Genomic DNA, 26,622 nt, shown 5'->3' on the forward strand with positions numbered 1-26,622 from the left:
CAGGCTGTCCCCATGAGTGACACACCGGTCAAGCAGCAGAACACGGCCGCCTACTACGGCCAGGCAGTCGCCTCCTTCGCGATCGCCCTGGGCGCGGTCGCCCTCGGCATCTTCAATCTGGAGACCGACGCGTGGGTGCGCGCCTTCCTGGGTGTCGCCGTGCTCTACCTCACCACCTCCGCCTTCACGCTCGCCAAGGTCGTCCGCGACCGGCAGGAGGCCGGGCAGATCGTCAGCCGGGTCGACCAGGCCCGGCTGGAGAAGCTGCTCGCCGAGCACGACCCGTTCCAGAAGCTCTAAGCGCTTGCTCACTGTCGGGGTATGGTGTTCGTCCTGTGACCACCGGAAGGGGCGAACGATGAGCACGGCGGAGGAAACGGCCGGCGGCGAGGACACGCCATGGGACGAGGTGACCCCTGACGCGGCCAGGAGGCTGCTCGTCGCCGCCGTCGAGGCCTTCGCCGAGCGCGGCTACCACGCGACCACCACCCGCGACATCGCGGGCCGGGCCGGGATGAGCCCGGCCGCGCTCTACATCCACTACAAGACCAAGGAAGAGCTGCTCCACCGGATCAGCCGCATCGGCCATGTCAAGGCGCTGGAGATCCTCCAGGCCGCCGCCGACGGGCCCGGAACCGCCGCCGAGCGGCTCGCCGACGCCGTACGCTCCTTCGTCCGCTGGCACGCCGGGCGGCGCACCACCGCACGCGTGGTCCAGTACGAACTGGACTCGCTCGGTGACGAGCACCGCGCGGAGATCTTCGAGCTGCGCCGCAAGAGTGACGCCGCGGTGCGCCGCATCATCAACGAGGGCGTCACGGCGGGCGAGTTCGACGTCCCCGACGTCTCCGGCACCACTCTCGCCGTGCTCTCGCTCTGCATCGACGTGGCCCGCTGGTTCAGCACCGAGGGGCGCCGGACGCCCGACGAGATCGGCGCGCTCTACGCCGACCTCGTCCTGCGCATGGTGGGCGCCGGGGCAGCGGAGCCCTCTCCGGCTCAGAAGTAGTAGCGGGACACCGACTCGGCGACGCACACGGGCTTGTCGCCGCCCTCGCGCTCCACCGTCACCGCGGCCGTCACCTGCACCCCGCCGCCCGCGTCCTCGACGCCCTTCAGCACGGCCGTCGCGCGCAGCCGCGACCCCACCGGCACGGGGGCGGGGAAGCGGACCTTGTTCGCCCCGTAGTTGACGCCCATCTTCATACCCTCCACCCGCATGACCTGCGGTACGAGGAGGGGGAGCAGTGACAGCGTCAGGTACCCGTGCGCGATGGTCGTCCCGAAGGGCCCCGCCGCAGCCCGCTCGGGGTCCACATGGATCCACTGGTGGTCGCCCGTCGCCTCGGCGAACAGATCGATCCGCTTCTGGTCGACCTCCAGCCAGTCGCTGTGCCCCAGATGCTCGCCGACCGCGCCGCGCAGCTCGTCGGCGGAGGTGAAGATCCTCGGCTCTGCCATGTCCCGGCTCCCTGACTCTCGATGTCTAAGCGCTTGCTCAGCATGCTGGGGTGAACGCGGTCCTGTCAACGGACCGCCGGGCGGCGGCCAGTAGGGTTCGAGGGGTGCCGCAGATTCCAGAGAAGATCCACGAGCTCACCGTCGGCCAGCTCTCCGCGCGGAGCGGAGCAGCCGTCTCCGCCCTGCACTTCTACGAGTCCAAGGGCCTGATCAGCAGCCGCCGCACCAGCGGCAACCAGCGCCGTTACGGCAGGGACGCGCTGCGCCGGGTCGCCTTCGTACGCGCCGCCCAACGCGTGGGCATCCCGCTCGCGACGGTCAGGGACGCCCTGGCGGAACTCCCGGAGGAGCGCACGCCCACCCGGGAGGACTGGGCGCGCCTGTCCGAGGTGTGGCGCTCGGAACTCGACGAGCGGATCAAGCAGCTCGGCCGGCTGCGGGACCACCTCACCGACTGCATCGGCTGCGGCTGCCTCTCCCTGGAGACGTGTGTGCTGTCCAACCCGGACGACGTCTTCGGCGAGCGCATGGCCGGTTCGCGCCTCCTGCCCGAGCGGCGCCGGCCGACGTCACAGGAGGCGCCGTCGTAGCGGGCGCGCTCGGGGGTCCGTCGCGGGAGGCGCCGTCGCGCCGGGAGCCGTTCAGACTTGCGGAGGCAGGCCGGGTTCGGTCATCCCGGTCTGCCCGGGCTTCCCGGGGGCGGCCTCCGGCTGCCTGGGCTCGCTCATACCGGGACGGCCGAACAGCAGGTCGTAGCCCGGCGGCAGTTGGAGCAGGATACGGCGCATCAGATCCTCGTCCGCCGTGTCGGCCACGACACTGAGGACGGCGCCGATGTCCCACTTGGCCGTCTCCTCCGTGGCGCCCTCGATCCACGCGGCCGTGGCCCGCACGAACCGGTCGGGCCCGAGCGGTTCGGCGGCCGGGAGCGGGTTGAGCAGCACCAGGGCACAGGTCTCCGGCAGGCCGGCGGCCAGCTCGGCCCGCTCGTTGCCGACGAGGTGTGCGCCCAGCAGGGCCAGGACGACCCGGGCGGCCCGGTCGGCCTCCCGCCGGGAGGGGTATTCACCGCGTTCTTGCACCGCGGCCAAGAACGCGTCCCACTGCATGCGCATCTTTCTCCCTCGGCCTTGATCGACGGGCATGGGCGGGGCCGGGAGGAACCCGTCCCCGCCCATCATGCGGTGCGGCGGGCGGATCAGCCGCTGATCTGCCTCCGGTCGCTGCCGCCGCTGATCTCGATCTTGCGCGGCTTGGCCTGCTCGGCGACCGGGATCCGCAGGGTCAGTACGCCGACGTCGTAGGACGCCTCGATGCGTTCGGTGTCCAGCGTCTCGCCCAGGAACAGCTGGCGGCTGAAGGTGCCGGACGGCCGCTCGGCGATCACCATCTCGGCGTCGCCGTCGGGAGCCGTACGGCGCTCGGCCTTGACGGTGAGGACGTTGCGCTCGACATCCAGGTCGATGCTTTCGGGGCTCACGCCGGGAAGATCCAGCTGGACGACGAACGTGTCCCCTTCGCGGTAGGCGTCCATCGGCATGGCCGCCGGGTGGGCGGTGGTGCCCAGCAGGCGCTCGGTGAGCCGGTCGAGCTCACGGAAGGGGTCGGTCCGCATCAGCATCATCGGTCCCTCCTCTTGTGTCTCACGGATGCTGCTGACCGTCTGCTATTTCTTATAACTCCACCGGCCAAAGTTGACAAGCTCGGACTCAAGAAAACTCACTCATACTCGGTGCCGCCCTTCCGGGTCAGGTACGCCGGGCTCACGGCCTTGGCGATCGCCCGCCCGCCCACCACCGGGCTGTACCGCTCGGCGGCCGACCGGATCACCACGCCCTCCCGCAGGTGCAGCTCCCGGCCCGACACCGTCTCCGGGCCGGTGGCCAGCTCCAGCACCTTCGCGATGTCGTACGGCCCCGCGTACAGCCGGGGGACCAGTGGCAGCTCACCCTCCAGCAGCTCGGCCGGGTCCAGCCGGCGGACCTGGCCGTCGACCTCGGCGGCCACGTCGAAGACCGCGTAACCCAGCTCCTCGCTGCGGCCGTCGGCGCCGTACGCCAGGTCCTGTACCCCCGCGCCGTACACCTCACCGAACACGCCGACCCGGGTCGCGCCCAGCCGTGCGGCGAGCCGGGCGGCCACGGCGGGCACGTCGTACGTACGGATCGCGCGCCAGTACAGATTGCGCGGGTCCTCCTTCAGGGCCAGGCCCTTGGCGCCGAAGCCCTTCGAGGAGACGAGCACCCGGTCGTCCCCGGCGACGTACGTCATCAGGCAGGCCGTGCCGTGCAGCTTCTCGGTCAGGACCACCGGCTCGCCCGGCGTGAAGATGTCCGGGTACCGCTGGATGTTCTCGATGTCGACCCACGGCAGCAGGTCGGGCGCCGACTCCACCTCACCGTCCATCGTGGTCGGCACCGGCGGTGCCCATTTGGTGATGCCCAGGGCCTCCGCGAAGTCCGTCCTCTCGGCCGCCGCCCGCGCCAGGTCGACGTCCGCCAGCGCCCGCGGCCGGCACACCAGGCCCTGCGACAGCTCGCCGCGCAGCCGGACCGCCTTGACCCGGTTCGACGCCTTCCCGGACAGCCGCCCGGTCAGCCCCAGCTCCTCGACGAGCTCGGGCGGCAGCACCGCCTGCTCGGGTATGTACACGGCGGCGTCACCGGTGCGATAGGCGCCCTTGGCGACGACCGCGCGGTACAGCCCGACCTGGGCCAACTCCAGGGCGTCGGCGTTCGGATGGCCGTGGACGGTCAGCAGCTCGGCGGTGACACGCAGGGTCGACACGGGTGGACTCCTCTTGGTGCGGTTCTCATCGCCGACCACTGTCGCCGCGCGGGAATCCGGTGGGCCACCGGATTTTGCGCCTGATAGCGTCACGCTCTTCGCACGCCGCCTCGACCAGCCGTGCGTTCGACTCCGCGGGGCGTCCGTCCGGCAGGAGCAGCGTGTCCTCCAGGCCCACGCGGGTGTCCAGCCCCAGCCGTATCGCCAGGCGCAGCACCGGCCACGCGCCGCCGTCCTCGCCGTGCAGCAGGACGGGTACACCGTGCGTGCCGCCCAGCTCCGCCAGCAGGGACCGGGCCGTGCCGACGGCCGTCCCGGGGTCCGGGTCCGTCACCTCGGCCAGCACGCGCAACACCCGGGGCGCCAGGGGTGACGCCAGGAACCGCAGCGCCCCGTCCGTCCCCGACCAGATGCCCGCCTCCACGCCGACGCCGCGCTCCAGCAGCGCGGCGGCGACCTCCTCGGCACCCGGCTCGTGCCAGTTGACCGAGGCGTGGTCGGGGAGCACCGTCCAGGAGCGCACCCGCTCCAACCGCCGCCGCGGGTCCGGCTCGGCCCAGCAGCCCGTGGTCACCCCGACCGGGACGTCCACGGCCTCCCGTATCGCCTGGAGTGCCGCGCCCACCACACGCGGCGACAGCGTGTCGTCCCCACACGGCGTCCTGGGGTGGACGTGCACGTCGGCGGCCCCGGCGGCAACCGCCCGGGCGGCCGACTCCGCCATCGCGCCGGGCGACATGGGCACGGCCGCGGAATCCCCCGTCCCGCGACGCCCGTTCAGACAGACCTGGATCATGCCTCGATGGTGACACCCACCACTGACAGCGGGCTCGGGCCGGATGAGTTCATGCCGGACCCCATGGACTCGCACCGCATGAGCGCATCCTCGCCCCACTCACCGCCGACGGGCCTGTCTCGCGGACCCCGGGCAACGGGGGCGTGCCGGCGCTGTTGCGCGCCCCCGCGCGTTTCCGCGCTCATGCCACCGAGACGAGCTCCTTGCGCCGCCCCCGTTTGGCCATCGCCAGCGCCTCGGGGGTCAGCACCGCCTGGGGCACCAGCACGCCACAGCCCGTGCACACCGGCCCGAACCACGGCTCGTTGGACAGGTCGGGCCGCCAGACGATCGCGTCCCCCGCACACACCGGGCAGTGCTCACCGGGCCCCGCCTCCAGGGCGGTGATCAGCCGGCGCAGCGCCACGGCCAGCGGCACTGTCGGGTGCACCGACGGGTCGTCGCACCGGGCTATGCCGTTGCCGCCCCAAGTGCGCCGGTGCCAGTCGTCGATCCAGCCGGGGCGCCGCAGCCCGTCGTGCTTCTCGCGCTTCCGGCGCTCCGCGAACTGCTCCTCGTAGGCGAGCCAGACCGCCCGCGCCTCTTCCAACTCGTCGAGCGCGGCCACCAGCCGCGCCGGATCGGGCTCCCGGTCCTCGGGACCGAACCTGTGCCTGGAGCACAGGTGGTCCCAGGTGGCCCGGTGCCCATAAGGGGCAAACCGCTCAAGGCACTTCCGCAGCGAATACCGCCGCAGTGCCAGATCACATCCCGGATCACGCACCTGTCTTGCAAGGCTCCGGAAACCGGCCATCGCACTGCCACCTCCGTCACTCGTACTTCGGCGTCGATGAATGGACGTACGGGTTCCCAGTTCGGCTCCATCGAAAAACGAATGGAGCCCATCAGCGGGGCATCTGACGCGAAATGCCCCCACGGCGCCCCGTGTGGCGATTCCGGGGAGGTGACGCTCCCTCACCACACCGGGGGTGCCGCGCCGTCAAGGGGCGTACAAATGTGCCCTCACCGGCCGCATCGCCCGATCACCGGCATCGGCGGGATACCACCGCCCCCGGAGGCCGGCCCGAGAGGCCGTCACCTCCTCCGGCGGTGGCCGTTTTGGACACCCCCGGCCGTCAGCGGTACAGCAGGTGGCGCCGCCGCACGGCCCGGAAGGCCGCCAGGTCCGCCTCCCAGGCGTCCACGACCTCGTCCGTGCCCGCGCCCGCGTCGATCAGCGTCCTCACCTTCGCCGAACCGGTCAGCTTGTCGATCCAGTTGTCCGCCCGCCAGGCGAAGCCGCTCCAACTCCGCTTCGCCGTCACCAGCAGTCCGATACCCGTGCGCACCGGGTCGAACGCCTCCCGGTCGTGCACGTGCACCTGCACCCCGCCCACCGTCTTCCCCTGGAACTTGGAGAACACCGGTGCGAAGTACGCCTCCCTGAACCGCACGCCCGGCAGCTCCAGCGCGTTCGCCGCCTCCGCCCACCGCCGGTCGACGCCCGCCGCGCCCAGCAGCTCGAAGGGCCTGGTCGTGCCGCGCCCCTCCGACAGGTTCGTGCCCTCGAACAGGCAGGTCCCCGCGTACACCAGCGCGGTGTCCGGCGTCGGCATGTTGGGGCTGGGCGGCACCCACGGCAGGCCCGTCCCGTCGAAGAAGTCCGCCCGCCGCCAGCCGGACATGCGCACCGTCGCCAGCTCCACCGGCCTGGCCAGGAACTCGGCGTTGAACAGCCGCGCCAGCTCCGCCACCGTCATCCCGTGCGCCTGGGAGATCGGCTCGCGCCCCACGAAGGTCGCGAAGGCCTTGTCCAGTACGGGCCCGAGGGCGGCCCGCCCGGTCACGGGGTTCGGCCGGTCCAGCACCATGAAACGTTTCCCCGCCAGCGCCGCCGCCGCCATGCAGTCGTACAGCGTCCAGATGTACGTGTAGAACCGCGCGCCCACGTCCTGGATGTCGAACACGACCGTGTCGACGCCGGAGGCGGTGAAGATGTCCGCCAGCGCCTGCCCGCTCTTCAGGTACGTGTCGTACACCGGCAGCCCCGTCGCCGGGTCGTCGTACCGCCCCTCCGAACCGCCCGCCTGGGCCGTGCCCCGGAAGCCGTGCTCGGGGCCGAACACGGCGATCAGGTCCACCCGGTCGTCGGCGTGCATGACGTCCACGATGTGCCGCACCTCGGCAGTGACCCCCGTGGGGTTGGTCACCACGCCCACCCGCTGACCGGCCAGCGCCGCGTACCCGTCGGCCGCGAGCCGGTCGAAGCCGGTCCGCACCCGGCGGCCACCGCCGTGCGCGAAGGCGGGCGACGCCGTCGCCGCCACCCCCACCGCGCCACCGGCGACCAGCAGACCCCGTCTGGACACGCTCATCCGCACACCTCCGTGACCGCTCGACCGCTCCGGCCACGCACGCTAGCGCGCGCGTCCGTCCCAGGGAACGAGGCAGGCGCCATGGCCTTCCCCCGCGACATACCGACCGGTTAGTCTGTCAACCCGGACGGCAGCGAGCAGTCACGAGGGAGAGGCGGGTCCCGATGAGTACGGTCCAGGGCGCGAGCGTGGTCGTCACAGGAGCGGGCGGCGGGATCGGAGCCGCACTCGCCCGCAGGTTCGCCGCGGAAGGCGCCCGCGTCGTCGTCAACGACATCGACCCCGGCCGCACCAAAGCCGTCGCCGACGAGATCGGCGCCACCGCCGTACCCGGGGACGCCTCCCGAATCGTCGACGAGGCCCGCGACGCACTCGGCGGCACCGTCGACGTCTACTGCGCCAACGCCGGGCTCCCCTCGCCCGGCGACGCCTTCGCGGGCGAGGACGTCTGGGCGGCCGCCTGGGACGTGAACGTGATGGCCCATGTCCGCGCCGCGCGCGCCCTGCTGCCCGACTGGCTGGAGCGCGGCTCCGGGCGCTTCGTGTCCACCGTCTCGGCCGCCGGGCTGCTCACCATGGTCGGCGCCGCGCCCTACAGCGTCTCCAAGCACGGCGCGTACGCCTTCGCCGAATGGCTCTCGCTCACCTACCGCCACCGCGGCCTCAAGGTCCACGCGATCTGCCCGCAGGGCGTCCGTACCGACATGCTCACCGCCGCCGGCTCGGCCGGCGAACTCGTCCTCGCGCCCACCGCCATCGAGCCCGAGGACGTCGCCGACGCGCTGTTCGAGGGCATCGAGTCCGACCGGTTCCTGATCCTGCCCCACCCCGAGGTCGCCGGCTACTACCGGGCCCGTGCGAGCGACCCCGAGCGCTGGCTGAACAATATGAGCCACATCCAGCAGAAGTGGGAGGGCACCGGGCAGTGAACCCGACGACCTCGATCTACGCCGCCAAGCCGTGGCTCGCGCAGCTCAGCGACGCCCAGCGGGCCCCGATACGGCCCGCCGCCACCGTCGTGCACGCCTTCCGCGCGGCCGTCGCCCGTGCGCCCGAGCACACCGCCCTGGCCTACTTCGACGGGCGCCTGACCTACCGCGAGACCGACGCGCTCTCCGACTCGGTGGCCGGATACCTCGCCTCCCGGGGCGTCGGACGCGGCGACCGGGTCGCGATCATGCTCCAGAACACCCCGCACTTCGTCCTCGCCCTGCTCGGCGCCTGGAAGGCGGGCGCCACGGTCGTCCCGCTCAACCCGATGTACAAGTCGGCCGAGGTCGCCCACGTCCTGAACGACTCCGGCGCGACCACGCTGATCTGCGCCGACCGCGCCTGGGACGGGTACCTGCGCCGGACGGCCGCCGACTCGCCCGTACACATCGCCCTCACCGCCTGCGAGAAGGACCTCCAGACGCGCGACGACCCGCGCGTCCTCGGCTTCGAACGGCTGCCCGTGCCCGCCGACACCGACGACCTGATCACCGTCGCCCGGGCCGAACACCCGGCGCCTCACTACGGGCGGGACCTCACCGCCACCGACGTGGCCCTGATCAGCTACACCTCCGGCACCAGCGGCACGCCCAAGGGCGCCATGAACCTGCACCGCGGGATCATGTACAACGCCGAGCGGCAGCGCACCGGCCACCCCATCGCCGAAGGCGCCGCCTACTTCGCCCTCGCCCCGCTCTTCCACATCACCGGCATGGTCTGCGAGCTGGCCGTCTGCGTCGCCAACGCGGGCACCCTCGTCCTCGCGTACCGCTTCGAGGCGGGCGTCGTCCTGGACGCCTTCGCCGAGCACCGCCCCGCCTACACCGTCGGCCCCTCCACCGCCTTCATGGCCCTGGCCGCCCACCCCGCCGCCACGCCCGGCCACTTCGCCTCCTTCCAGGTGATCTCCTCCGGCGGCGCGCCCGTGCCCCCGGCCCTCGTCGAGAAGTTCCGCGCCGACTTCGGCCCGTACATCCGCAACGGCTACGGGCTCACCGAATGCACCGCCCCCTGCGCCGCCGTACCGCCCGAGAAGGAGGCCCCCGTCGATCCCGCGTCCGGCACCCTGTCCGTCGGCGTCCCGGGACCCGAGACCGTCGTGCGGATCCTGGACGAGAACGGCAAGGAAGTGCCGTTCGGCGAGCAGGGCGAGATCGCGGTACACGGACCCCAGGTCGTCCCCGGATACTGGCGGCTGCCGGAGGCCACCGCCGAGACCTTCCCGGACGGCGAGCTGCGCACCGGCGACATCGGCTTCATGGACCCGGACGGCTGGCTCTACGTCGTCGACCGCAAGAAGGACATGATCAACGCCTCGGGCTTCAAGGTGTGGCCGCGCGAGGTCGAAGACGTCCTCTACACCCATCCGGCGGTCCGCGAGGCGGCCGTCGTCGGTGTCCCCGACACCTACCGGGGGGAGACGGTCAGGGCGTACGTCAGTCTGCGCCCGGGCACCTCGGTGGAGCCCGCCGAGCTCTCCGCGTACTGCGAGCAGCGGCTGGCGGCGTACAAATACCCCCGCGAGGTCGAGATCCTGCCGGAGCTGCCGAAGACCACGAGTGGGAAGATCCTCAGGCGGGAACTGCGGCACCCCGCGTAAACGACCCCGAACCGCACGAGTGCACGAGAGAGGTGGCGGCACATGGCCAGGACGACGGACGGGAACGGCACCCCCGTCCCCCAGAGGCTGCTGGCCACCGCCACCCGGCTCTTCGCCGAACAGGGCTACGACCGCACCTCCGTCCAGGAGATCGTCGAAGCGGCGGGAGTCACCAAGGGGGCCCTCTACCACTACTTCGGCTCCAAGGAGGACCTGCTCCAGGAGGTGTACTCGCGCGTGCTCCGGCTCCAGCAGGAGCGCCTGGACGCCTTCGCGGGCGCCGACGCGCCCGTGGAGGAGCGGCTGCGCGCCGCCGCCGCCGACGTGGTGGTCACCACCATCGAGAACCTCGACGACGCGTCGATCTTCTTCCGGTCGATGCACCACCTGAGCCCGGAGAAGAACAAGCAGGTACGGGCGGAGCGGCGCCGGTACCACGAGCGCTTCCGGGCCCTCATCGAGGAGGGGCAGGCGGCCGGTGTCTTCTCCGCGGCCACACCGGCGGACCTGGTGGTGGACTACCACTTCGGCTCGGTCCACCACCTGTCCACCTGGTACCGCCCGGACGGGCCGCTCAGCCCCCAGCAGGTGGCCGACCACCTGGCCGACCTGCTGCTGAGGGCCCTGCGGCCCTGACCGGTCAGGACGTCAGTTGGCGTTCACCAGGTCGTGCGCCGGCACGGTCACCGTGCGCGCGCCCTTCTTCCCGCCGAGGACGATCTTGCGCAGCGCGCTGTTGTTGGTGAGGTCGGTCTCCTTGAGCCGCTTCTCCGGGTTGGCCAGCACCTGGATGTAGTAGGTGCCGTTCGGCAGCGTGGTGATGTCGAACGACTGGCCGGGCAGGTCCTGGGTGTAGGTGTCGCCGGAGCCGACGTCGAGCACCTCACGGACGGAGATGGAGTTCTCCTGGCCGCACGCCGTGGACAGGTCCGTGTTGTACGGGTGCCAGTTGGCGTTCTTCACCGTGTAGTCGACCGCGTCGGTGTTGGCCAGGCAGAAGGCCTCCTTGCCGCTGCGCACGGCCTCCTTCTGGTCGGCCTTCAGCAGCCGGTAGCTGGCGAAGTCGGTGAAGTGCCAGTGCACGTGGCCGGGGCGCGGGTCCCACTCCATGGTGCCGGTCGGGGTGTAGCCGACCTGCTTGCCGCTGGCGTCGTAGAAGTACTGGTAGGCGTCCATCAGCTCCTTGCCGGGCGAGCGGAAGCCGTCGACCACCAGTTGCGCGGGGCCCGCGTTCCACACGTTGGCGCTGAAGGCGAGGAAGTCCTTGCCCTTGTCGGGGCCCTCGGTGGTGGGCTCGCTGATGGTGATGCCGTAGGCGGGCAGCGAACGGAGGTCCGGCTTGGGGACGTTCGGCACGGTCGCCTTGCCCGTCGGCCGCTTGGCCGCGGGCTTCACCGCGGGCGCCTTGCGGGAACCATCGGTCTGCCCGGCTCCGTCACCCATCCGCGCCCCCGCCTTGAGGCCCTGCTTCTTCACCGCCCACGGCACGGCGGGCGGTGCGGGGATCAGGGGCCCGTGGCCCACGTTGTACGAGGGCCCGGCGCCGCTCGTGGGAGCGGCGGGAGCCGCCGGGGCCACCGCGCCGTGACCGCCGTGACCGGCCGCTCCACCGTGACCGGCGTGCCCCGCCCGACCGGCAGGCGCGGCGTGGCCGGCGTGACCGGCCGCGTGGGACTCGCGCCGCGCCGAGGGCGCCCCGCCGACACCGCCCTCGGAGCTGACCTCGCGCACGGTCACCTTGACCGTCTGGGGCTTGTCCGCGATGCCGAAGACCTCGCGGTAGCGCTTCGCGACGGACACCTTGGCCGTGTACTTCCCGGCCGGCAGGACGACGGGCTCGGAGTAGACACCCGCGTAGGTGTTGGCGGCCCAGCCCTGCTCCACGCCCCACACGGAACCGAGCGTGAAGGGGTTGGTGGGGCAGCTCTCGGGGTACTTCGACGTGGCCGGGGCGTCGGGGCGCACCCGACCGGACGCGTTGTTGGGGCAGAAGTCCTCGGCCCTGTTCAGCACGGTCTTGCCGGCCGCGTTGGTGACCGTGATCTGAAGGAAGCCCGGCAGCCCGCTGAAGTCCTTCACCAGGCCCGTGGGCAGGGCCTTGGCCCGGGTCTTGCCGCCCTCCTTGACGATCTGCGTGGCGACGACCGGGTCCTTGTAGGACTTACGGGTCACCTTGAGTTCCAGCGGGGCGTTCTCGGCGGTGACGTACGTGCCGAGGTCGAGGTAGACGCCGGGGTCTTCCTTGTACGAGTCGAGCGTCACGGACTGGGAAGCGGCGATCAGGCTGAGCTGTGGTGTGGTCGGGGCCGCCTTGCCGTCGGGAGCGGCGGCGATGATACCGGCGGTCACGGCGATGGCCGCGGCTCCGGCGATCACCGAGCGCCCGAGACGAGCCTTGTGGGATCTGGTCATCGTTCCTCGTTCTGCGAGTGCCTGCGGGACGGCGGACGACGGCCGGCGCGTGTGGTCCTGACGCGTGGCTGTCTCCGTCCTGTGAGAGTCGGCGGTCGGCACTGTGGGTTGTCTGTGAGCCGGTGAGTCCGGGATCCTTGGCCGAAACTAGGCCGTGGACACGGGATCGCGCCGTCTTAGTGCCGTTCTCGCCGGGCAGGCTGCCCGCTTGTGGTACAAGCCCGGGGCGGTGAAGGCCCCGGGCTTCTCACCACCGCGCGGAACTCAGAGGTACTTCTTCAGCTCCCGCCGCGCCAGCGACCGCTGGTGCACCTCGTCCGGGCCGTCCGCCAGCTTCAGCGTCCGCGCCGCGGCCCACAGTTCGGCGAGCGGGAAGTCCTGGCTGACGCCGCCCGCACCATGGACCTGGACCGCCTTGTCGATGATGTCCACCACCGCGCGCGGCGTCGCGATCTTGATGGCCTGGATCTCGGTGTGCGCGCCCCGGTTGCCGACGGTGTCCATCAGCCAGGCGGTCTTCAGCACCAGCAGCCGCAACTGCTCCACGGTCACCCGGGCGTCCGCGATCCACCCCTGCACCTGCCCCTGGGCGGCCAGCGGCTTGCCGAAGGCCGTACGGGACACGGCCCGGCGGCACATCAGCTCGATCGCCCGCTCGGCCATGCCGATCAACCGCATGCAGTGGTGGATCCGGCCGGGGCCGAGGCGGGCCTGGGCGATGGCGAACCCGCCGCCCTCCTCGCCGATCAGGTTCGCCGCCGGGACCCGGACGTCCTCGAAGACCACCTCGGCGTGACCGCCGTGGGAGTGGTCCTCGTACCCGTACACCTGCATCGCGCGTCGCACGTGCAGACCCGGGGTGTCGCGGGGGACCAGGATCATCGACTGCTGGCGGCGGATGTCCTCGCCGTCGGGGTCGGTCTTGCCCATCACGATGAAGATCGCGCAGTTCGGGTTCATCGCGCCGGAGATGTACCACTTGCGGCCGTTGATGACGTAGTCATCGCCGTCCCGCGCGATCCGCGTCTCGATGTTCGTCGCGTCGGACGAGGCGACCTCCGGCTCGGTCATCGCGAACGCGGAGCGGATCTCCCCGGCGAGCAGCGGCCGCAGCCACCGCTCCTTCTGCCGCTCGTCGCCGAACTGGGCCAGCACCTCCATGTTGCCGGTGTCCGGTGCGGCGCAGTTCAGCGCGGTGGGCGCCAAATGCGGGGAGCGGCCGGTGATTTCGGCGAGCGGCGCGTACTGGAGGTTCGTCAGACCCGCCCCGTGGTCCTGGTCGGGGAGGAAGAGGTTCCACAGGCCCTGCCGGCGCGCCTCGGCCTTCAGCTCCTCCACCACGGCCGGGGTGTCCCACGGGGAGGCGAGCTTCGCCCGCTGCTCCTCGGCGACCGTTTCGGCCGGGTACACGAACTCGTCCATGAAGGCGAGGAGTTGCGCCCGCAGTTCCTCGGTGCGCGCGTCGTATGCGAAGTCCATGGGTGTCGGTCAGCCTTCCTGGAGGGTGGTGAGGCCGTGCTCGATGAAGACGGGAACGAGGTCGCCGATCCGGTCGAAGCCGGCGCCGACGGTCTGCCCGAGGGTGTAGCGGTAGTGGATGCCCTCCAGGATCACGGCGAGCTTGAACCAGGCGAACGCCGTGTACCAGGAGATGGCGGAGGTGTCGCGGCCGGAACGGGCGGCGTACCGCTCGATCAGCTCGGCGGGCGACGGGTGGCCGGGCGCCGCCGCGGTGGTGGAGACGGGGGAGTGTGGCAGCTCCAGCCGGACGCTGTACATGGCCAGCAGGCCCAGGTCGGTGAGCGGGTCGCCCAGCGTGGACATTTCCCAGTCCAGTACGGCGTTGACCTTGTCGTCCTCGCCCAGCAGGGCGTTGTCCAGGCGGTAGTCGCCGTGGACGACGGCCGGGGCGGGGGAGTTGGGCAGTTCGCGGCCGAGGGCGGCGTGCAGCTCGTCGATCCCCGCCAGGTCGCGGCTGCGCGAGGCGTCCAGCTGCTTGCCCCAGCGCCGCAACTGCCGGTCCAGGAAGCCGTCCGGCCGCCCGAAGTCGCCGAGCCCCACCGCACCGGGGTCCACGGCGTGCAGGTCGACCAGTGTGTCGACCAGGCCCAGCACCGCGGCGCGGGTGCGCCCGGGTCCGAGCGGGGCGAGCTGCTCGGCGGTGCGGTACGGCGTGCCGGCCACGAACTCCATCACGTAGAACGGTGCTCCGAGCACCTCCTCGTCCTCGCACAGCACCAGCGGCTCGGGGACCGGGACGGCCGTCGGGTGCAGGGCACTGATCACCCGGTGCTCGCGCCTCATGTCATGGGCGGTGGCCAGGACGTGGCCGAGCGGCGGGCGGCGCACGACCCACTGGCCGGTGCCGTCGGTGACGACGTACGTGAGGTTCGACCGGCCGCCCTCGACGAGGCGGGCGCTGAGCGGTCCGCTCACCAGGCCGGGCCGCTCGCGGTCCAGGAAGCCGCGCAACCGCTCGGGATCGAGACCTGGTGGGGGAGCTGAGCTCATCGTTCGCACCTCCGGCGACGGGAAAGACAAGGAAGGACAGTGGTGGTACGCAGCATGACCGACCAGTCGGTATGTCGTCCAGTGCCGGACCGGAAACCGGCTGCGCGAGTCTGGCTCCGGGGTTACGCGGCTGAATAGGGTTCACCTATGGATACCGCGCTGCTGATCGACGACGTCCGGCTCACCCCGATCCTCATCGCCGACCCGCCCCTCCTCAACATCCAGGGCGTTCACCAGCCCTACACCCCCCGCCTCATCGTGGAGGTCACCACCCGGAGCGGCGTCACCGGCGTCGGCGAAACCTACGGCGACGGCACGTACCTGGACCTCGCCCGCCCCCTCGCCGAGGCGCTCCCCGGCCACTCGGTCACCCATGTGAACGGACTGCACCACCTCGCCGAGCGGGTGTGCGGCGGCTCACCGGCTCCGGAGGCGGGCGTCGACGCCGGCGGGCTGCGGGGCGTCCGTACCGCCGGCAAGCTGCGACTCTCCGTGGTCTCCGGGTTCGAGGTCGCCTGCCTGGACGCGCTCGGCAAGACCCTCGGCCTGCCGGTGCACGCCCTCCTCGGCGGCAAGGTCCGCGACGCCGTCGACTACAGCGCGTACCTCTTCTACCGCTGGGCCGAGCACCCGGCGGGCGGCGCGAAGGACGACTGGGGCGCCGCCCTCGACCCGGCCGGCATCGTCGCCCAGGCCCGGCGCCTCGTCGCCGACCACGGCTTCCGCTCCTTCAAGCTCAAGGGGGGTGTCTTCCCGCCGGACCAGGAGATCGCCGCCGTCCGCGCGCTGGCCGAGGCCTTCCCCGGCCGGCCCTTGCGCCTGGACCCCAACGGCGCCTGGTCCGTGGGGACTTCCCTGTACGTGGCGCGGCGGCTCGGCGGCGTCCTCGAATACCTGGAGGACCCGGCGAGCGGCACCGACCGCATGGCCGAGGTGGCCGCCGGCACCGACGTACCCCTCGCGACCAACATGTGCGTGACGACCTTCCCCGAGATCGCCGGGGCCTTCGCCCGCGACGCCGTCCAGGTGGTGCTCTGCGACCACCACTACTGGGGCGGCCTCCACCGGACGCGGGAACTGGCGGCGATCTGCCGGACGTACGGCGTCGGCCTGTCCATGCATTCCAACACCCACCTCGGGATCAGCCTCGCCGCCATGACCCACGTCGCGGCGACCGTCCCCAACCTGGACCACGCCTGCGACAGCCACTACCCGTGGCAGACCGAGGACGTCATCACCGCCCGCCATGTCTTCGAGGGCGGCCGGCTCGCCGTCTCCGACGCGCCCGGCCTCGGCGTCGAACTCGACCGCGAGCGGCTCGCCGCCCTGCACCGGCGCTGGCTCGACGACGACGGCACGATGCGCGAGCGCGACGACGCGGCGGCGATGCGGCGCGCGGACCCGGAGTGGGTCGTCCCGGCCGTCCCGCGCTGGTGAAGACGTCCAGTGAAGACGTTCAGTGGTCGTCCCAGTGGCCGTCGTGCGCGGCGTGCCGGTGCCCTTCGTGCACATAGTCGAGATGGTCGCCGTGCGCGACGGCCGGGTGCCCGCAGTTCTCGCCGTGCTCGTGGGTGTGACCGCTGTGGGCGATGTGCTCGCCCGGCTCGCACTCGTCCCAGTGCCCGGAGTGCTCCCGGTGCAGGTGCCCGTCGTGGACGTAGTCGAGGTGGTCGTTGTGGACCATGGCCTGGTGTCCGCAGGCCGGTCCGTGGATGTGGGCGTGCGAGGAGTGTTCCTGATGGAGGGCGGTCATCGCGGGACCTCCGGCGTGTGTCGACAACACCTCCAGGCTAGTCCTTTTTGTCGGGCCTGATCCGTTTCGGCTTGCGGGTGGGCGGAGCGGGCCGGAGGGTCGGACCATGAAGGCGATCAGCTACAGCCGGTACGGCGGCCCGGAGGTCCTCGAGTTCGGCGACCGCCCCGACCCCAAGGTGGGCCCGGACAAGGTGCTGGTCAGCGTACGCGCGGCGGCCGTCAACCCGGTCGACTGGAAGGCCCAGGCCGGGTACCTCGACACCTCCTTCGACGCCGTCTTCCCGGTGATCCCCGGCTGGGACGTCTCCGGCGTCGTCGTCCAGCCCGGGGTGTCCGTTCCCGAGTTCGCCGTCGGGGACGAGGTGATGGGGTACGTACGCGAGGACGTCCTGTGCCACGGCACCTTCGCCGAGTACGTCGCCGCGCCCGTCCGCACCCTCGCGCGCAAGCCGCGCAACCTGGGCTTCGAGGAGTCGGCGGCCCTGCCGCTGGCCGGGCTCACCGCCTACCAGGTGCTGCACCGGGCGCTGCGCGTCCGGCCGGGCGACACCGTCCTGGTGAACGCCGCGACGGGCGCCGTGGGCTCGATGGCCGTCCAGATCGCCCGGCACCTCGGCGCCCGCGTCATCGGAGCGGCCCGCGACGACGGCCAGGACCGGGTGCGCGAGCTCGGGGCCGAGCCGGTGGCGTACGGCGACGGCTTCCCCCGCCGCGTCAAGGACCTCGCCCCGCACGGCGTCGACGCCGCGCTCGACACGGTCGGCGGCCAGGTCCTGAAGGACTCGGCCCACCTGCTCGCCCCAGAGGGCCGCCTCGCGTCCGTCGCGGACGGCGAGGTGACCGGTCTGGGCGGCCACTACTACTGGGTACGCCCCGACCCGGCGGACCTGACGGCGCTCGCCGAGCTGGTGGAGCAGGGCGCCCTGACGGTACGGGTCGCCAGGACGTTCCCCCTGGAGCAGGCCGCCGCCGCCCAGCGCGCCCACAGGGAGGGCGGCCTGCACGGCAAGGTCGTCGTCACCGTGGACTCCGGCCACTGACGCCGGTGGGGCGTCACCGGACGGGGGCGCGCAGTTACTCGTGGTTCCCGGTGACGAAGAAACCGCCGTACCGCGACTCCAGACCCCCGCAGGGGACGGGCGGCGGGGCCGAGTTGGGCGGCGGTGCCGTCGGCCAGGTCGCCGACGATCGTCACCAGGCCGGCCTGGAGCTCATTGACCATGCGGACGATGCGCTCGGTGGGGGAACGCCCGAGCAGGGGGCCCGGGTGGATGTCGCTGACCACGGCGATGCGCAGACCGGCCGGCCGCGTGTCCACCTTCGACAGGGTGACCGGTACGCGCTTGACCATGGGGTCGCCGAGCGCCACGGACATGCCGTGTCCGACGGTGCCCAGGGCGGTGGCCCCGGCCAGGGCGCCCACCGCCCGGCCGAGGAAGAGACGCCGGCCGAGCAGGCGGTCGCCCCCGGCCCCGCGATCAGGCACGCCCCAGGCGGTCACACCACCACCGCCACGGCGAACGCGGCCAGCGCCACCGTGCACGCCGCCGCCGTCACCGCCCCGCGCGGCGTCATCGCCCCCGGCCGCGCCGCGCTGAGCGTCCGCATCCGTCGGTGCGCAACCCCCAGAAACCCCAGCCACACCAGCAGCGACAGCCCCGTGCCCACCAGCCCCGCCGCCGTGACCTCGTCGTGCACGGCCTGCTTGGCGGCGAGCACCGCGGCGACGGTGGCCGACAGCGTCGTACGCCGCCACGCCAGCCGCGTCCGCTCCGGCTGGAGCCCCGGGTCGCGGACGTCCGGCGGACCACCCGCCATCAGCGGCTCCAGCCGAACAGGACCACCACCACCATCGCGCCGGCGACCAGCCCCACGGCCAGGCTCAGCACAGTCGGGAAGCGGCTGACGGGCAGGTCCTCGTCACGCCGCATGGCCCGCTCGCAGCGCACCCAGTGGTTCACCGCCCGCAGCGCGCACAGCGCCCCCGCGGCGAGCAGCGCGAGCGCCATCCCCACCCGGACACCCCAGCGCAGGCCCGGCAGGAACTGGTCCACCGCGAACCCGCCGCCGACGAGCGCCAGCGCGGTACGGATCCAGGCCAGAAACGTGCGCTCATTGGCGAGGGAGAACCGGTAGTCGGGCGTCTCGCCCTCTTCCCGGATCCGCTGCGGCGCGAACCACAGCCGCAGACCCCGCACGAATTCGCTCACATGATCAGCTTACCGGCGTGGTGCTCGCGCAGCCTTTCGTACGCCGCCAGCCCGTCCGGCACCCAATCCCACTCGCCGAGCCGCGCCCGGAGCTCCGGCTCCGGCAGGAACGCGTGCCACGCCACCTCCTCCACCTGGGGGTCCACCGGCAGCGTGCACCGCACCTCGTACACGGCCGACCACCACGAGCCGCGCCCGCCGCCGTCCTCGTACAGGAACTTCAGCAGCGGCGTGGGCCGCGGCAGCCCGCGTACACCCAGCTCCTCCTCCGCCTCCCGCAGCGCCGCGTCGTCGTAGCTCTCGCCCGCCCCGACGACACCGCCCACGAACATGTCGTACAGGGACGGGAAGACCAGCTTGGTCGCCGTGCGGCGGTGGACGAACACCCGGTCCTCGGCGTCCCGCGCGAGGACGAACACACAGCGGTGGCGCAGGCCCCGCGCGTACACCTCGCCGCGCGGCAGCCGCGCCACCACCTCGTCGTGCTCGTCGACGACGTCCAGGATCTCTTCGGCGGGTGACTTCATGCCGCCATGAAATCACCGCCCGCCTGTTGACGTGTTACCGCCGCGTACCGAAGATCGGTACACCCTGCCGACAAGGATGAGGACCATGGCCTACGACGCTGATGTGATCGTGATCGGGGCGGGCCTCGCCGGCCTGGTCGCCACCGCCGAGCTGGTCGACGCCGGGCGCAGCGTCATCCTCCTGGACCAGGAGCCGGAGCAGTCCATCGGCGGCCAGGCGCACTGGTCCTTCGGCGGCCTGTTCTTCGTCGACTCGCCCGAGCAGCGCCGGATGCGCATCCGCGACAGCCACGCCCTCGCCCTCCAGGACTGGCTCGGCACCGCCGGCTTCGACCGCCCCGAGGACCACTGGCCGCGCAAGTGGGCCGAGGCGTACGTCGACTTCGCGGCCGGCGAGAAGCGGGCCTGGCTGCACCGGCAGGGCGTCCGCTTCTTCCCCGTCGTCGGCTGGGCCGAGCGCGGTGGCTACGACGCCACCGGCCACGGCAACTCGGTGCCGCGCTTCCACATCACCTGGGGCACCGGACCGGGCCTGGTCGCCCCCTTCGAACGGCGGGTGCGCGCGGGCGTCGCCAGGGGCCTCGTACGGCTGCGGTTCCGGCACCGCGTCACCGGTCTCGGCCGCACCGCGGGCGCCGTCGACACCGTCAGCGGCGAGATCCTGGAGCCGTCCGGCGCCGAGCGCGGCACGGCCAGCGGCCGGGAGGTCACGGGGGCCTTCGAGTACCGGGCGCAGGCCGTGATCGTCACCTCCGGCGGCATCGGCGGCAACCACGACCTCGTCCGCGCCCAGTGGCCCGAGCGGCTCGGCACCCCGCCGGAGAAGATGCTCTCCGGCGTGCCCGCCCACGTCGACGGCCTGATGCTGGGCATCGCGGAGGCGGCCGGCGCCCACCACATCAACCGCGACCGGATGTGGCACTACACCGAGGGCATCGAGAACTGGAACCCCATCTGGGCCCGGCACGGCATCCGCATCCTGCCCGGCCCGTCCTCCCTGTGGCTGGACGCGCACGGCCGTCGGCTGCCCGTCCCGCTCTTCCCCGGCTTCGACACGCTCGGCACCCTCGAACACATCATGAAGTCCGGGCACGGCTACACCTGGTTCGTCCTCAACCAGCGCATCATCGGCAAGGAGTTCACCCTCTCCGGCTCCGAACAGAACCCGGACCTCACCGGCAAGTCCGTCCGCGGCGTCCTGGACCGCGCCCGCGCCGACGTCCCCGGACCGGTCAAGGCGTTCATGGACCACGGCGTCGACTTCGTCATCGAGAAGGACCTGCCGTCCCTGGTGCGCGGCATGAACGCGCTCACCAAGGAACCGCTGATCGACGAGGGCGAGCTGCGCCGCGAGATCACCGCCCGCGACCGGGAGATCGCCAACCCGTTCACCAAGGACCTCCAGGTGACGGCGATCCGCGGCGCCCGCAAGTACCTCGGCGACAAGCTGATCCGTACGGTCACTCCGCACCGCATCCTGGACCCCAAGGCCGGCCCGCTGGTCGCCGTGCGCCTGAACATCCTCACCCGCAAGTCGCTCGGCGGCCTGGAGACCGACCTGTCCTCCCGCGTCCTGACCGCCGACGGCACCCCCCTGCCCGGCGTGTACGCGGCGGGCGAGGCGGCCGGCTTCGGCGGCGGAGGCGTCCACGGCTACCGCTCCCTGGAGGGCACCTTCCTCGGCGGCTGCCTCTTCTCCGGCCGCGCGGCGGGCAGGGCGGCGGCGAGGGCGGTCGGCTCCTAGGGAGCGGCCGTTCCCCGGGCTCCCGGCGGAACGCGCGTGCGCCGTAGAGGAACGACGACTCCGCCGGAGGCACGGTCGCCTCCGTACGCGGTCATGATTCCTCCTCACTCCTGCGGCCCTCGGCCCAACGGCGCACCGCACCCCAGGGCGTGTCCTCCGGCACCGGCGTCCCCTGGTGGTAGTACAGCCGCCAGGCGCCCCCGGAGTCCGGGTCCCGGCGCCACAAGGAGCTGCGCCGGACCCGGCGGGCCTCCACGACCGTCTCGTACGTCAGGTGCACCAGGCCCGGGGCGAGGGGGACGCCCGTCATACCGGACACCTCGTACCACTCCTCGCCGGGGTCGCCGCCCGCCATCCCCGGCAGTGCGGCGAGCATCTCGTCCCGGCTCCACCGCCGCCCGGACGCGCCGACTTCCACGAAGTCCGGGTGCAACAGCCGCGCCGCCTCGGTCCGCGACATCCGTACGGCCGGGTCGAGGAGCCGCAGTTCGCCCGCGACGGCCTCGTCGACGCCGGTCACCGCAGCCGCTCCACGACCCGGAACCGCTCGGCGACCAGCATGGTGGTGTCGTCGACCGTGAAGTCCGGGTCCCCGAGCGCCTCGCGCATCTCGGCACCGTGCCAGAACTCCTCGTGGCCCGCCCGCCATTCGGCGACCGACGTGTACCCCTCGCCCTCGTCGAGCGCGTGTTGCAGGTCCACCTCGCCGAGCGGGAGCACCCGCACCTCCGTCACCTCGACCACCGCCACCTCGCGGCCGTCCGAGTCGATGAGCGCCGAACGTTCGCCGATCTCCGGCAACTCCTCGTTCTCCGCCTCGTACTCGGCGAGGAGGCCGGTCGTCGAGACCTTCTCGCCGGAGAGGACGGCGGCGACCAGACGGTCGCGCAACGGCCCGGGGAAGGCCAACAGACAGGGCTTGAGCTGCTCGGTGTCGGTCATGGGGCGACAGTCTGGCAACCTGCCGCCCCGCTTGCGACGCAATAAGTCGCGGCAACCGGTGCGCTACAGCACCAGGGAAAGCAACAGCACGAACACGATCCCGACGACCGAGATGATCGTCTCCATCACCGACCAGGTTTTGATCGTCTGCCCGACGTTCATCCCGAAGTACTCCTTCACCAGCCAGAACCCGGCGTCGTTGACATGGCTGAAGAAGAGGGAACCCGCGCCGATCGCCAGCACCAGCAGCGCCGCGTGCGACGTCGACATGTCGGCCGCCAGCGGAGCGACCAGTCCGGCCGCCGAGATGGTGGCGACGGTCGCCGAGCCGGTGGCCAGCCGGATCGCCACCGCGATCAGCCAGGCCAGCAGCAGCGCCGGGATCGCCCAGTCCTCGGAGAAGTCCAGGATCATCTGGCCGACGCCCACGTCGATCAGCGTCTGCTTGAAGCCGCCACCCGCGCCGACGATCAGCAGGACGCCCGCGATCGGGGCGAGCGACGTCTCGACGGTCGAGGAGATCCGCTCCTTGGTGAAGCCGGCCGCCCGGCCCAGCGTGAAGATGCCCACCAGCACCGCGGCGAGCAGCGCGATCAGCGGCGAGCCGATGACGTCGGTCACCCGCTGGACGTGGTTCTCCGGGTCGTCGACGACGATGTCCACCAGCGCCTTGACCAGCATCAGCGCCACGGGCAGCAGGACGGTCGCCACGGTGACGCCGAAGGCCGGCCGCCGCTGAAGGTCGTCCGACGTCCGCTGCGGGATCATGCGTTCGGGAGCCGGCACATCCACCCACCGCGCCGCGTACCGGGAGAACAGCGGACCGGCGATGATCACGGTCGGGATGGCGACCAGGATGCCCAGGGCCAGCGTCACCCCCAGATCGGCCCCGACGGCGTCGATCGCCACCAGCGGGCCGGGGTGCGGCGGGATCAGGCCGTGCATCACGGACAGACCGGCCAGCGCCGGCACACCGATCCGCATCAGCGAGTAGCCGCCGCGCTTGGCGACCATCAGCACCACGGGGATCAGCAGCACGATGCCGACCTCGAAGAACAGCGGCAGCCCGATCACCGAGGCGATCAGCACCATCGCCCACGGCATGGCGCGCCCGCCCGCCTTCGCGAGGATGGTGTCGACGATCTGGTCCGCGCCGCCCGAGTCGGCGAGCAGCTTGCCGAGGATCGCCCCGAGGGCGATGAGCACACCGACGCCCGAGACGGTCGAGCCCAGGCCCTTGGTGAACGACGCGATCGTCGCGTCGAGCGGGGCACCGGCGAACGCGCCGAGCCCGAGCGAGCCTATGGTCAGCGCCAGGAAGGCGTGCAGCTTGAACCTGGTGATGAGCAGGACGATGACGGCGATGCCCGCCAGGACGGCGATGCCCAGCTGGGCGTTGCCGGCCGAGGTGATCGGCTCGGTGGCGTCCGCTGCCAGCATCTCGACGTTGAGACTGGTCACAGGGGGAGTCCTCGGGGTCGGGTGGGTCAGGGAGCGAGCCGGCGCAGCGCGGCGACGGCCCGGTCGGTGATGTCCTCGGGGGTGCCGGACACGTCGACGGCCACACCGGCCTCGTCGTCCCCGAGCGGCTGGAGGGTCGCGAACTGCGAGTCCAGCAGGGCGGTGGGCATGAAGTGCCCCTTGCGCGCGGCCATCCGCTCCTCGATCAGCGTCCGGTCGCCGGTCAGATGCAGGAAGACGACGCCGGGAGCGGCCGCCCGCAGCCGGTCGCGGTACGCCCGCTTCAGCGCCGAGCTGCTCACCACTCCGCCGAGGTCCGACCGCCCGTGCGCCCACCGGCCGATCGCGTCGAGCCAGGGCCACCGGTCGTCGTCGTCCAGCGGGGCGCCGGCCGACATCTTGGCGATGTTCGCCTCGGGGTGGAAGTCGTCGCCCTCGGCGTAGGGCACGCCGAGACGTTCGGCCACCAGCGGACCGATGGTGGTCTTGCCGGTGCCCGCCACGCCCATCACGACGACGACTGGAGGTTGCTGCATGGGTGGTGCCTCGCTGTCTTCCTCGACATCGACCCGGACGCCACTGCGGCATCCGTCGCCGGACACTGAAACCCATCGGGTACGACGTATTCAAGAGTCTGTGACATAAAAGTCATACTTTTTAGACGGTTACGCTATGCACATGACGACACAGGCACAGGGGCTGCATACGCATGTGCTGGACACCCTGGGCCTCGCCATCACCGCCGGGGAGTACCCGCCGGGCAGTGTGCTGCGCACCGACGAGCTGGCCCAGCGGTTCGAGGTGTCACGCACGGTGATCCGCGAGGTGGTGCGCGTCCTGGAATCCATGCACCTCGTGGAGTCGCGACGCCGCGTCGGCGTGACCGTGCGCGCCACCGAGCAGTGGAACGTCTACGACCCGCGCGTCATCCGCTGGCGGCTGGCCGGCACCGACCGCCCTCGCCAGCTCCGCTCGCTGACCGTGCTGCGCTCGGCCGTCGAACCCGTCGCCGCCGGCCTCGCCGCCACCCGTGCCACCCCCGAACAGTGCCGGGAGCTCACCGAGCAGGCCCTCGGGATGGTCGCCACCTCGCGCGGTGGGCAGCTGGAGGCGTACCTCGTCCACGACATCGCCTTCCACCGTGTCGTCCTGAACGCCTCCGGCAACGAGATGTTCGCCCGCCTCGGCGACGTGGTCGCCGAGGTCCTCACCGGCCGCACCCACCACCAGGTGATGTTCGAGGATCCCGACCCGGCCGCCGTCACGCTCCACGTCCGGGTCGCCGAGGCCGTCCGGGCCCGGGACGCGGTCCGTGCCGAGGAGCTGACCAGGGAGATCGCCGCGGGGGCGCTGCGGGAGCTCGATGTCCTCGCGCCGTAGCCGCACCCCTTAAGCTGCTCATTGCTGATTAACCAGTCGGTAACCTCAAAAACACCTCAGATCAGCCCGTACGTGACATAGGCCACAGCCAAAACGCCGGTGCAGCCGTGACTATGTGCCCTGGCCTTCATGCCGCGGTGACCACCTTCATCACCCACGTACGGCTGGCTGATACCGCACGACCCCTCACAAAGGCGATTCTTAGATGAGTGACCGCACCATGCCTGCGGCCGACACCCTGAGCCCCGGTTCCCCGGCGGCGACGGGCGCCCCCCACATCGACGCCGGTGACGCCGGTTACAGCAAGGACCTCAAGTCCCGCCACGTCAACATGATCGCCATCGGTGGCGCGATCGGCACCGGCCTCTTCCTCGGCGCCGGTGGCCGCCTGGCGGGCGCGGGCCCCTCCCTCGCGATCGCGTACGCCGTCTGCGGCGTCTTCGCCTTCTTCGTCGTCCGGGCCCTCGGTGAGCTGGTGCTCTACCGCCCGTCCTCCGGCGCCTTCGTCTCCTACGCCCGTGAGTTCATGGGCGAGAAGGGCGCCTACACGGCCGGCTGGCTGTACTTCCTGAACTGGTCGACCACCGCCGTCGCCGACATCACCGCGGCCGCGACCTACGCCCACTTCTGGGCCATGTTCAGCGACGTCCCGCAGTGGATCCTCGCCCTGATCGCCCTCGCCGTCGTCCTCACCGCGAACCTGATCTCGGTGAAGTACTTCGGCGAGATGGAGTTCTGGTTCGCGATCATCAAGGTCGCCGCGCTGGTGATCTTCATGTGCGTCGGCATCTTCCTGGTGGCCACCCAGCACGAGGTCGGCGGTCACACCCCGGGCCTGGCCACCATCACCGACAACGGCGGCATCTTCCCGATGGGCATGCTGCCGATGCTGATGGTCGTCCAGGGCGTCGTCTTCGCCTACGCCTCCGTCGAGCTGGTCGGCGTCGCCGCCGGTGAGACCAAGAACCCCGAGAAGATCATGCCGAAGGCGATCAACTCGATCATGTGGCGCGTGGGCCTGTTCTACGTCGGCTCGGTCGTCCTGCTGGCGCTGCTGCTGCCGTACACCTCCTTCTCCGGCGACCAGAGCCCCTTCGTCACCGTCTTCGACAAGCTCGGCATCCCGGGCACGGCCGGCATCATGAACCTGGTCGTCCTCACCGCCGCCCTGTCCAGCCTGAACTCCGGCCTGTACTCCACCGGCCGCATCCTGCGCTCCATGGCCATGGCAGGCTCCGCGCCCAAGTTCACCGCCCGCATGAACAAGGGCCAGGTGCCCTACGGCGGCATCCTGCTCACCGCCGCCTTCGGCGTCCTCGGTGTCGGCCTGAACTACGTCATGCCCGGCGAGGCCTTCGAGATCGTGCTGAACCTCGCCTCCATCGGCATCCTCGGCACCTGGGGCATGATCATGCTCTGCTCGCTGCTGTTCTGGTTCCGCTCCAAGGACGGCCGGGTCACCCGCCCCTCCTACAAGCTGCCCTGGGCCCCGTACACCCAGATCGTGACGCTGGTCTTCCTCGCCACCGTCCTGTTCCTGATGTGGTACGGCGGCGGCATCGGCCGGACGACCGTCAACCTCGTCCCGGTCATCGCGCTCCTGCTCGTCGGCGGCTGGTTCGCCGTCCGCAAGCGGGTGGGCGTGCTGGCGGCCTCGCAGTCGCAGGACTGACCCACCGGGTACGCACGAAG

29 protein-coding genes are annotated in these 26,622 nt (G+C 71.7%); 11 read left to right on the forward strand and 18 right to left on the reverse strand.

Annotated elements, in window-relative coordinates; all coding sequences use genetic code 11:
• Positions 1–12 precede the first annotated feature (12 nt).
• The gene (locus ABT360_RS22075; protein WP_351819050.1) at positions 13–300 is read left to right on the forward strand and encodes a YiaA/YiaB family inner membrane protein; all 288 of its coding nucleotides are present in this window, start codon (positions 13–15) and stop codon (positions 298–300) included.
• A 58-nt stretch (positions 301–358) separates the two neighbouring features.
• Entirely contained in the window at positions 359–1,009 is a 651-nt protein-coding gene (locus tag ABT360_RS22080) for a TetR/AcrR family transcriptional regulator (RefSeq protein ID WP_351819053.1), read from the forward strand.
• Here the strand turns inward: ABT360_RS22080 and ABT360_RS22085 are convergent.
• Positions 1,000–1,461: a MaoC family dehydratase gene (locus ABT360_RS22085; protein WP_351819056.1), complete on the reverse strand. Its 462-nt coding sequence runs from the start codon at positions 1,459–1,461 to the stop codon at positions 1,000–1,002. The genes ABT360_RS22080 and ABT360_RS22085 overlap by 10 nt on opposite strands.
• A 104-nt stretch (positions 1,462–1,565) precedes the next feature.
• Between ABT360_RS22085 and soxR the strand changes: the two genes are divergently transcribed.
• The gene (gene soxR / locus ABT360_RS22090) at positions 1,566–2,051 is read left to right on the forward strand and encodes a redox-sensitive transcriptional activator SoxR (RefSeq protein WP_351819059.1); all 486 of its coding nucleotides are present in this window, start codon (positions 1,566–1,568) and stop codon (positions 2,049–2,051) included.
• 51 nt (positions 2,052–2,102) lie between these two features.
• Here the strand turns inward: soxR and ABT360_RS22095 are convergent, their stop codons facing one another.
• The 6 genes from ABT360_RS22095 to ABT360_RS22120 all read right to left on the reverse strand — a co-directional run bounded on the left by ABT360_RS22095 (position 2,103) and on the right by ABT360_RS22120 (position 7,398).
• Positions 2,103–2,576: a DUF2267 domain-containing protein gene (locus tag ABT360_RS22095; RefSeq protein WP_351819062.1), complete on the reverse strand. Its 474-nt coding sequence runs from the start codon at positions 2,574–2,576 to the stop codon at positions 2,103–2,105.
• A gap of 83 nt (positions 2,577–2,659) precedes the next feature.
• Positions 2,660–3,082: an Hsp20/alpha crystallin family protein gene (locus ABT360_RS22100; protein ID WP_351819144.1), complete on the reverse strand. Its 423-nt coding sequence runs from the start codon at positions 3,080–3,082 to the stop codon at positions 2,660–2,662.
• A 98-nt stretch (positions 3,083–3,180) separates the two neighbouring features.
• Complete coding sequence (locus ABT360_RS22105; RefSeq protein WP_351819064.1) at positions 3,181–4,248, reverse strand: RNA ligase (ATP); 1,068 nt, start codon at positions 4,246–4,248, stop codon at positions 3,181–3,183.
• 25 nt (positions 4,249–4,273) lie between these two features.
• Complete coding sequence (locus tag ABT360_RS22110; protein ID WP_351819067.1) at positions 4,274–5,044, reverse strand: 3-keto-5-aminohexanoate cleavage protein; 771 nt, start codon at positions 5,042–5,044, stop codon at positions 4,274–4,276.
• A 181-nt stretch (positions 5,045–5,225) separates the two neighbouring features.
• On the reverse strand, positions 5,226–5,837 hold the full coding sequence (locus tag ABT360_RS22115; protein ID WP_351819070.1) for a hypothetical protein: 612 nt from the start codon (positions 5,835–5,837) through the stop codon (positions 5,226–5,228).
• A 322-nt stretch (positions 5,838–6,159) separates the two neighbouring features.
• On the reverse strand, positions 6,160–7,398 hold the full coding sequence (locus ABT360_RS22120; protein ID WP_351819073.1) for an exo-beta-N-acetylmuramidase NamZ family protein: 1,239 nt from the start codon (positions 7,396–7,398) through the stop codon (positions 6,160–6,162).
• Between the two features lie 164 nt (positions 7,399–7,562).
• Here ABT360_RS22120 and ABT360_RS22125 point away from each other — a divergent pair, with 164 nt between their 5' ends.
• The 3 genes from ABT360_RS22125 to ABT360_RS22135 are packed head-to-tail and all read left to right on the forward strand — an operon-like array spanning position 7,563 to position 10,624.
• Positions 7,563–8,327, forward strand: coding sequence for an SDR family oxidoreductase (locus ABT360_RS22125; protein ID WP_351819076.1), 765 nt, complete (start codon positions 7,563–7,565; stop codon positions 8,325–8,327).
• Entirely contained in the window at positions 8,324–9,988 is a 1,665-nt protein-coding gene (locus ABT360_RS22130; RefSeq protein WP_351819078.1) for a class I adenylate-forming enzyme family protein, read from the forward strand. The genes ABT360_RS22125 and ABT360_RS22130 overlap by 4 nt, the downstream gene beginning before the upstream one ends.
• A gap of 42 nt (positions 9,989–10,030) precedes the next feature.
• Positions 10,031–10,624 carry a TetR/AcrR family transcriptional regulator gene (locus ABT360_RS22135; RefSeq protein ID WP_351819080.1) on the forward strand — a complete coding sequence of 198 codons (594 nt, stop codon included), beginning with the start codon at positions 10,031–10,033 and terminating at the stop codon, positions 10,622–10,624.
• Between the two features lie 12 nt (positions 10,625–10,636).
• On the opposite strand, the gene ABT360_RS22140 is transcribed toward ABT360_RS22135, so the two are convergent.
• The 3 genes from ABT360_RS22140 to ABT360_RS22150 all read right to left on the reverse strand — a co-directional run bounded on the left by ABT360_RS22140 (position 10,637) and on the right by ABT360_RS22150 (position 14,911).
• Positions 10,637–12,400 (reverse strand): lysyl oxidase family protein, encoded by a 1,764-nt coding sequence (locus ABT360_RS22140; RefSeq protein WP_351819083.1) that lies wholly within the window; start codon positions 12,398–12,400, stop codon positions 10,637–10,639.
• 264 nt (positions 12,401–12,664) lie between these two features.
• Positions 12,665–13,879 carry an acyl-CoA dehydrogenase family protein gene (locus tag ABT360_RS22145; RefSeq protein ID WP_351819086.1) on the reverse strand — a complete coding sequence of 405 codons (1,215 nt, stop codon included), beginning with the start codon at positions 13,877–13,879 and terminating at the stop codon, positions 12,665–12,667.
• 9 nt (positions 13,880–13,888) lie between these two features.
• Positions 13,889–14,911 (reverse strand): phosphotransferase family protein, encoded by a 1,023-nt coding sequence (locus ABT360_RS22150; protein ID WP_351819089.1) that lies wholly within the window; start codon positions 14,909–14,911, stop codon positions 13,889–13,891.
• A 147-nt stretch (positions 14,912–15,058) separates the two neighbouring features.
• Between ABT360_RS22150 and ABT360_RS22155 the strand changes: the two genes are divergently transcribed.
• Complete coding sequence (locus ABT360_RS22155) at positions 15,059–16,348, forward strand: glucarate dehydratase family protein (protein ID WP_351819092.1); 1,290 nt, start codon at positions 15,059–15,061, stop codon at positions 16,346–16,348.
• 19 nt (positions 16,349–16,367) lie between these two features.
• Here the strand turns inward: ABT360_RS22155 and ABT360_RS22160 are convergent, their stop codons facing one another.
• Complete coding sequence (locus ABT360_RS22160) at positions 16,368–16,664, reverse strand: hypothetical protein (protein ID WP_351819094.1); 297 nt, start codon at positions 16,662–16,664, stop codon at positions 16,368–16,370.
• 106 nt (positions 16,665–16,770) lie between these two features.
• Here ABT360_RS22160 and ABT360_RS22165 point away from each other — a divergent pair, with 106 nt between their 5' ends.
• Positions 16,771–17,706 carry an NADP-dependent oxidoreductase gene (locus ABT360_RS22165; protein ID WP_351819097.1) on the forward strand — a complete coding sequence of 312 codons (936 nt, stop codon included), beginning with the start codon at positions 16,771–16,773 and terminating at the stop codon, positions 17,704–17,706.
• Between the two features lie 457 nt (positions 17,707–18,163).
• On the opposite strand, the gene ABT360_RS22170 is transcribed toward ABT360_RS22165, so the two are convergent.
• Genes ABT360_RS22170 through ABT360_RS22180 form a run of 3 tightly spaced genes read right to left on the reverse strand, consistent with a single transcriptional unit; the run spans position 18,164 to position 19,403 of the window.
• Positions 18,164–18,484 (reverse strand): DUF202 domain-containing protein, encoded by a 321-nt coding sequence (locus ABT360_RS22170; RefSeq protein WP_351819100.1) that lies wholly within the window; start codon positions 18,482–18,484, stop codon positions 18,164–18,166.
• A complete protein-coding gene (locus ABT360_RS22175) occupies positions 18,484–18,876 on the reverse strand; it encodes a YidH family protein (protein WP_351819102.1) in 393 nt (130 codons plus the stop codon). Before ABT360_RS22175 ends, ABT360_RS22170 begins: the two co-directional genes overlap by 1 nt.
• The gene (locus ABT360_RS22180) at positions 18,873–19,403 is read right to left on the reverse strand and encodes an NUDIX hydrolase (RefSeq protein ID WP_351819105.1); all 531 of its coding nucleotides are present in this window, start codon (positions 19,401–19,403) and stop codon (positions 18,873–18,875) included. Before ABT360_RS22180 ends, ABT360_RS22175 begins: the two co-directional genes overlap by 4 nt.
• Positions 19,404–19,488: 85 nt before the next feature.
• On the opposite strand from ABT360_RS22180, the gene ABT360_RS22185 reads away from it, so the two are divergent.
• On the forward strand, positions 19,489–21,147 hold the full coding sequence (locus ABT360_RS22185) for an FAD-binding dehydrogenase (RefSeq protein ID WP_351819108.1): 1,659 nt from the start codon (positions 19,489–19,491) through the stop codon (positions 21,145–21,147).
• A gap of 91 nt (positions 21,148–21,238) precedes the next feature.
• On the opposite strand, the gene ABT360_RS22190 is transcribed toward ABT360_RS22185, so the two are convergent.
• From ABT360_RS22190 to ABT360_RS22205, 4 genes are all read right to left on the reverse strand, one after another.
• Positions 21,239–21,607 (reverse strand): nuclear transport factor 2 family protein, encoded by a 369-nt coding sequence (locus tag ABT360_RS22190; RefSeq protein WP_444852303.1) that lies wholly within the window; start codon positions 21,605–21,607, stop codon positions 21,239–21,241.
• Positions 21,608–21,663: 56 nt separating this feature from the next.
• Positions 21,664–22,089, reverse strand: coding sequence for an ASCH domain-containing protein (locus ABT360_RS22195; protein WP_351819113.1), 426 nt, complete (start codon positions 22,087–22,089; stop codon positions 21,664–21,666).
• Positions 22,090–22,152: 63 nt separating this feature from the next.
• On the reverse strand, positions 22,153–23,550 hold the full coding sequence (locus tag ABT360_RS22200; protein WP_351819115.1) for a GntT/GntP/DsdX family permease: 1,398 nt from the start codon (positions 23,548–23,550) through the stop codon (positions 22,153–22,155).
• A gap of 26 nt (positions 23,551–23,576) precedes the next feature.
• On the reverse strand, positions 23,577–24,086 hold the full coding sequence (locus ABT360_RS22205) for a gluconokinase (protein ID WP_351819118.1): 510 nt from the start codon (positions 24,084–24,086) through the stop codon (positions 23,577–23,579).
• Positions 24,087–24,228: 142 nt separating this feature from the next.
• On the opposite strand from ABT360_RS22205, the gene ABT360_RS22210 reads away from it, so the two are divergent.
• A complete protein-coding gene (locus ABT360_RS22210; RefSeq protein ID WP_351819121.1) occupies positions 24,229–24,930 on the forward strand; it encodes a FadR/GntR family transcriptional regulator in 702 nt (233 codons plus the stop codon).
• A gap of 205 nt (positions 24,931–25,135) precedes the next feature.
• A complete protein-coding gene (locus tag ABT360_RS22215) occupies positions 25,136–26,602 on the forward strand; it encodes an amino acid permease (RefSeq protein WP_351819124.1) in 1,467 nt (488 codons plus the stop codon).
• Positions 26,603–26,622 lie beyond the last annotated feature (20 nt).

Source organism: Streptomyces sp. NPDC000229, assembly GCF_040300825.1.
Lineage (GTDB): Bacteria > Actinomycetota > Actinomycetes > Streptomycetales > Streptomycetaceae > Streptomyces.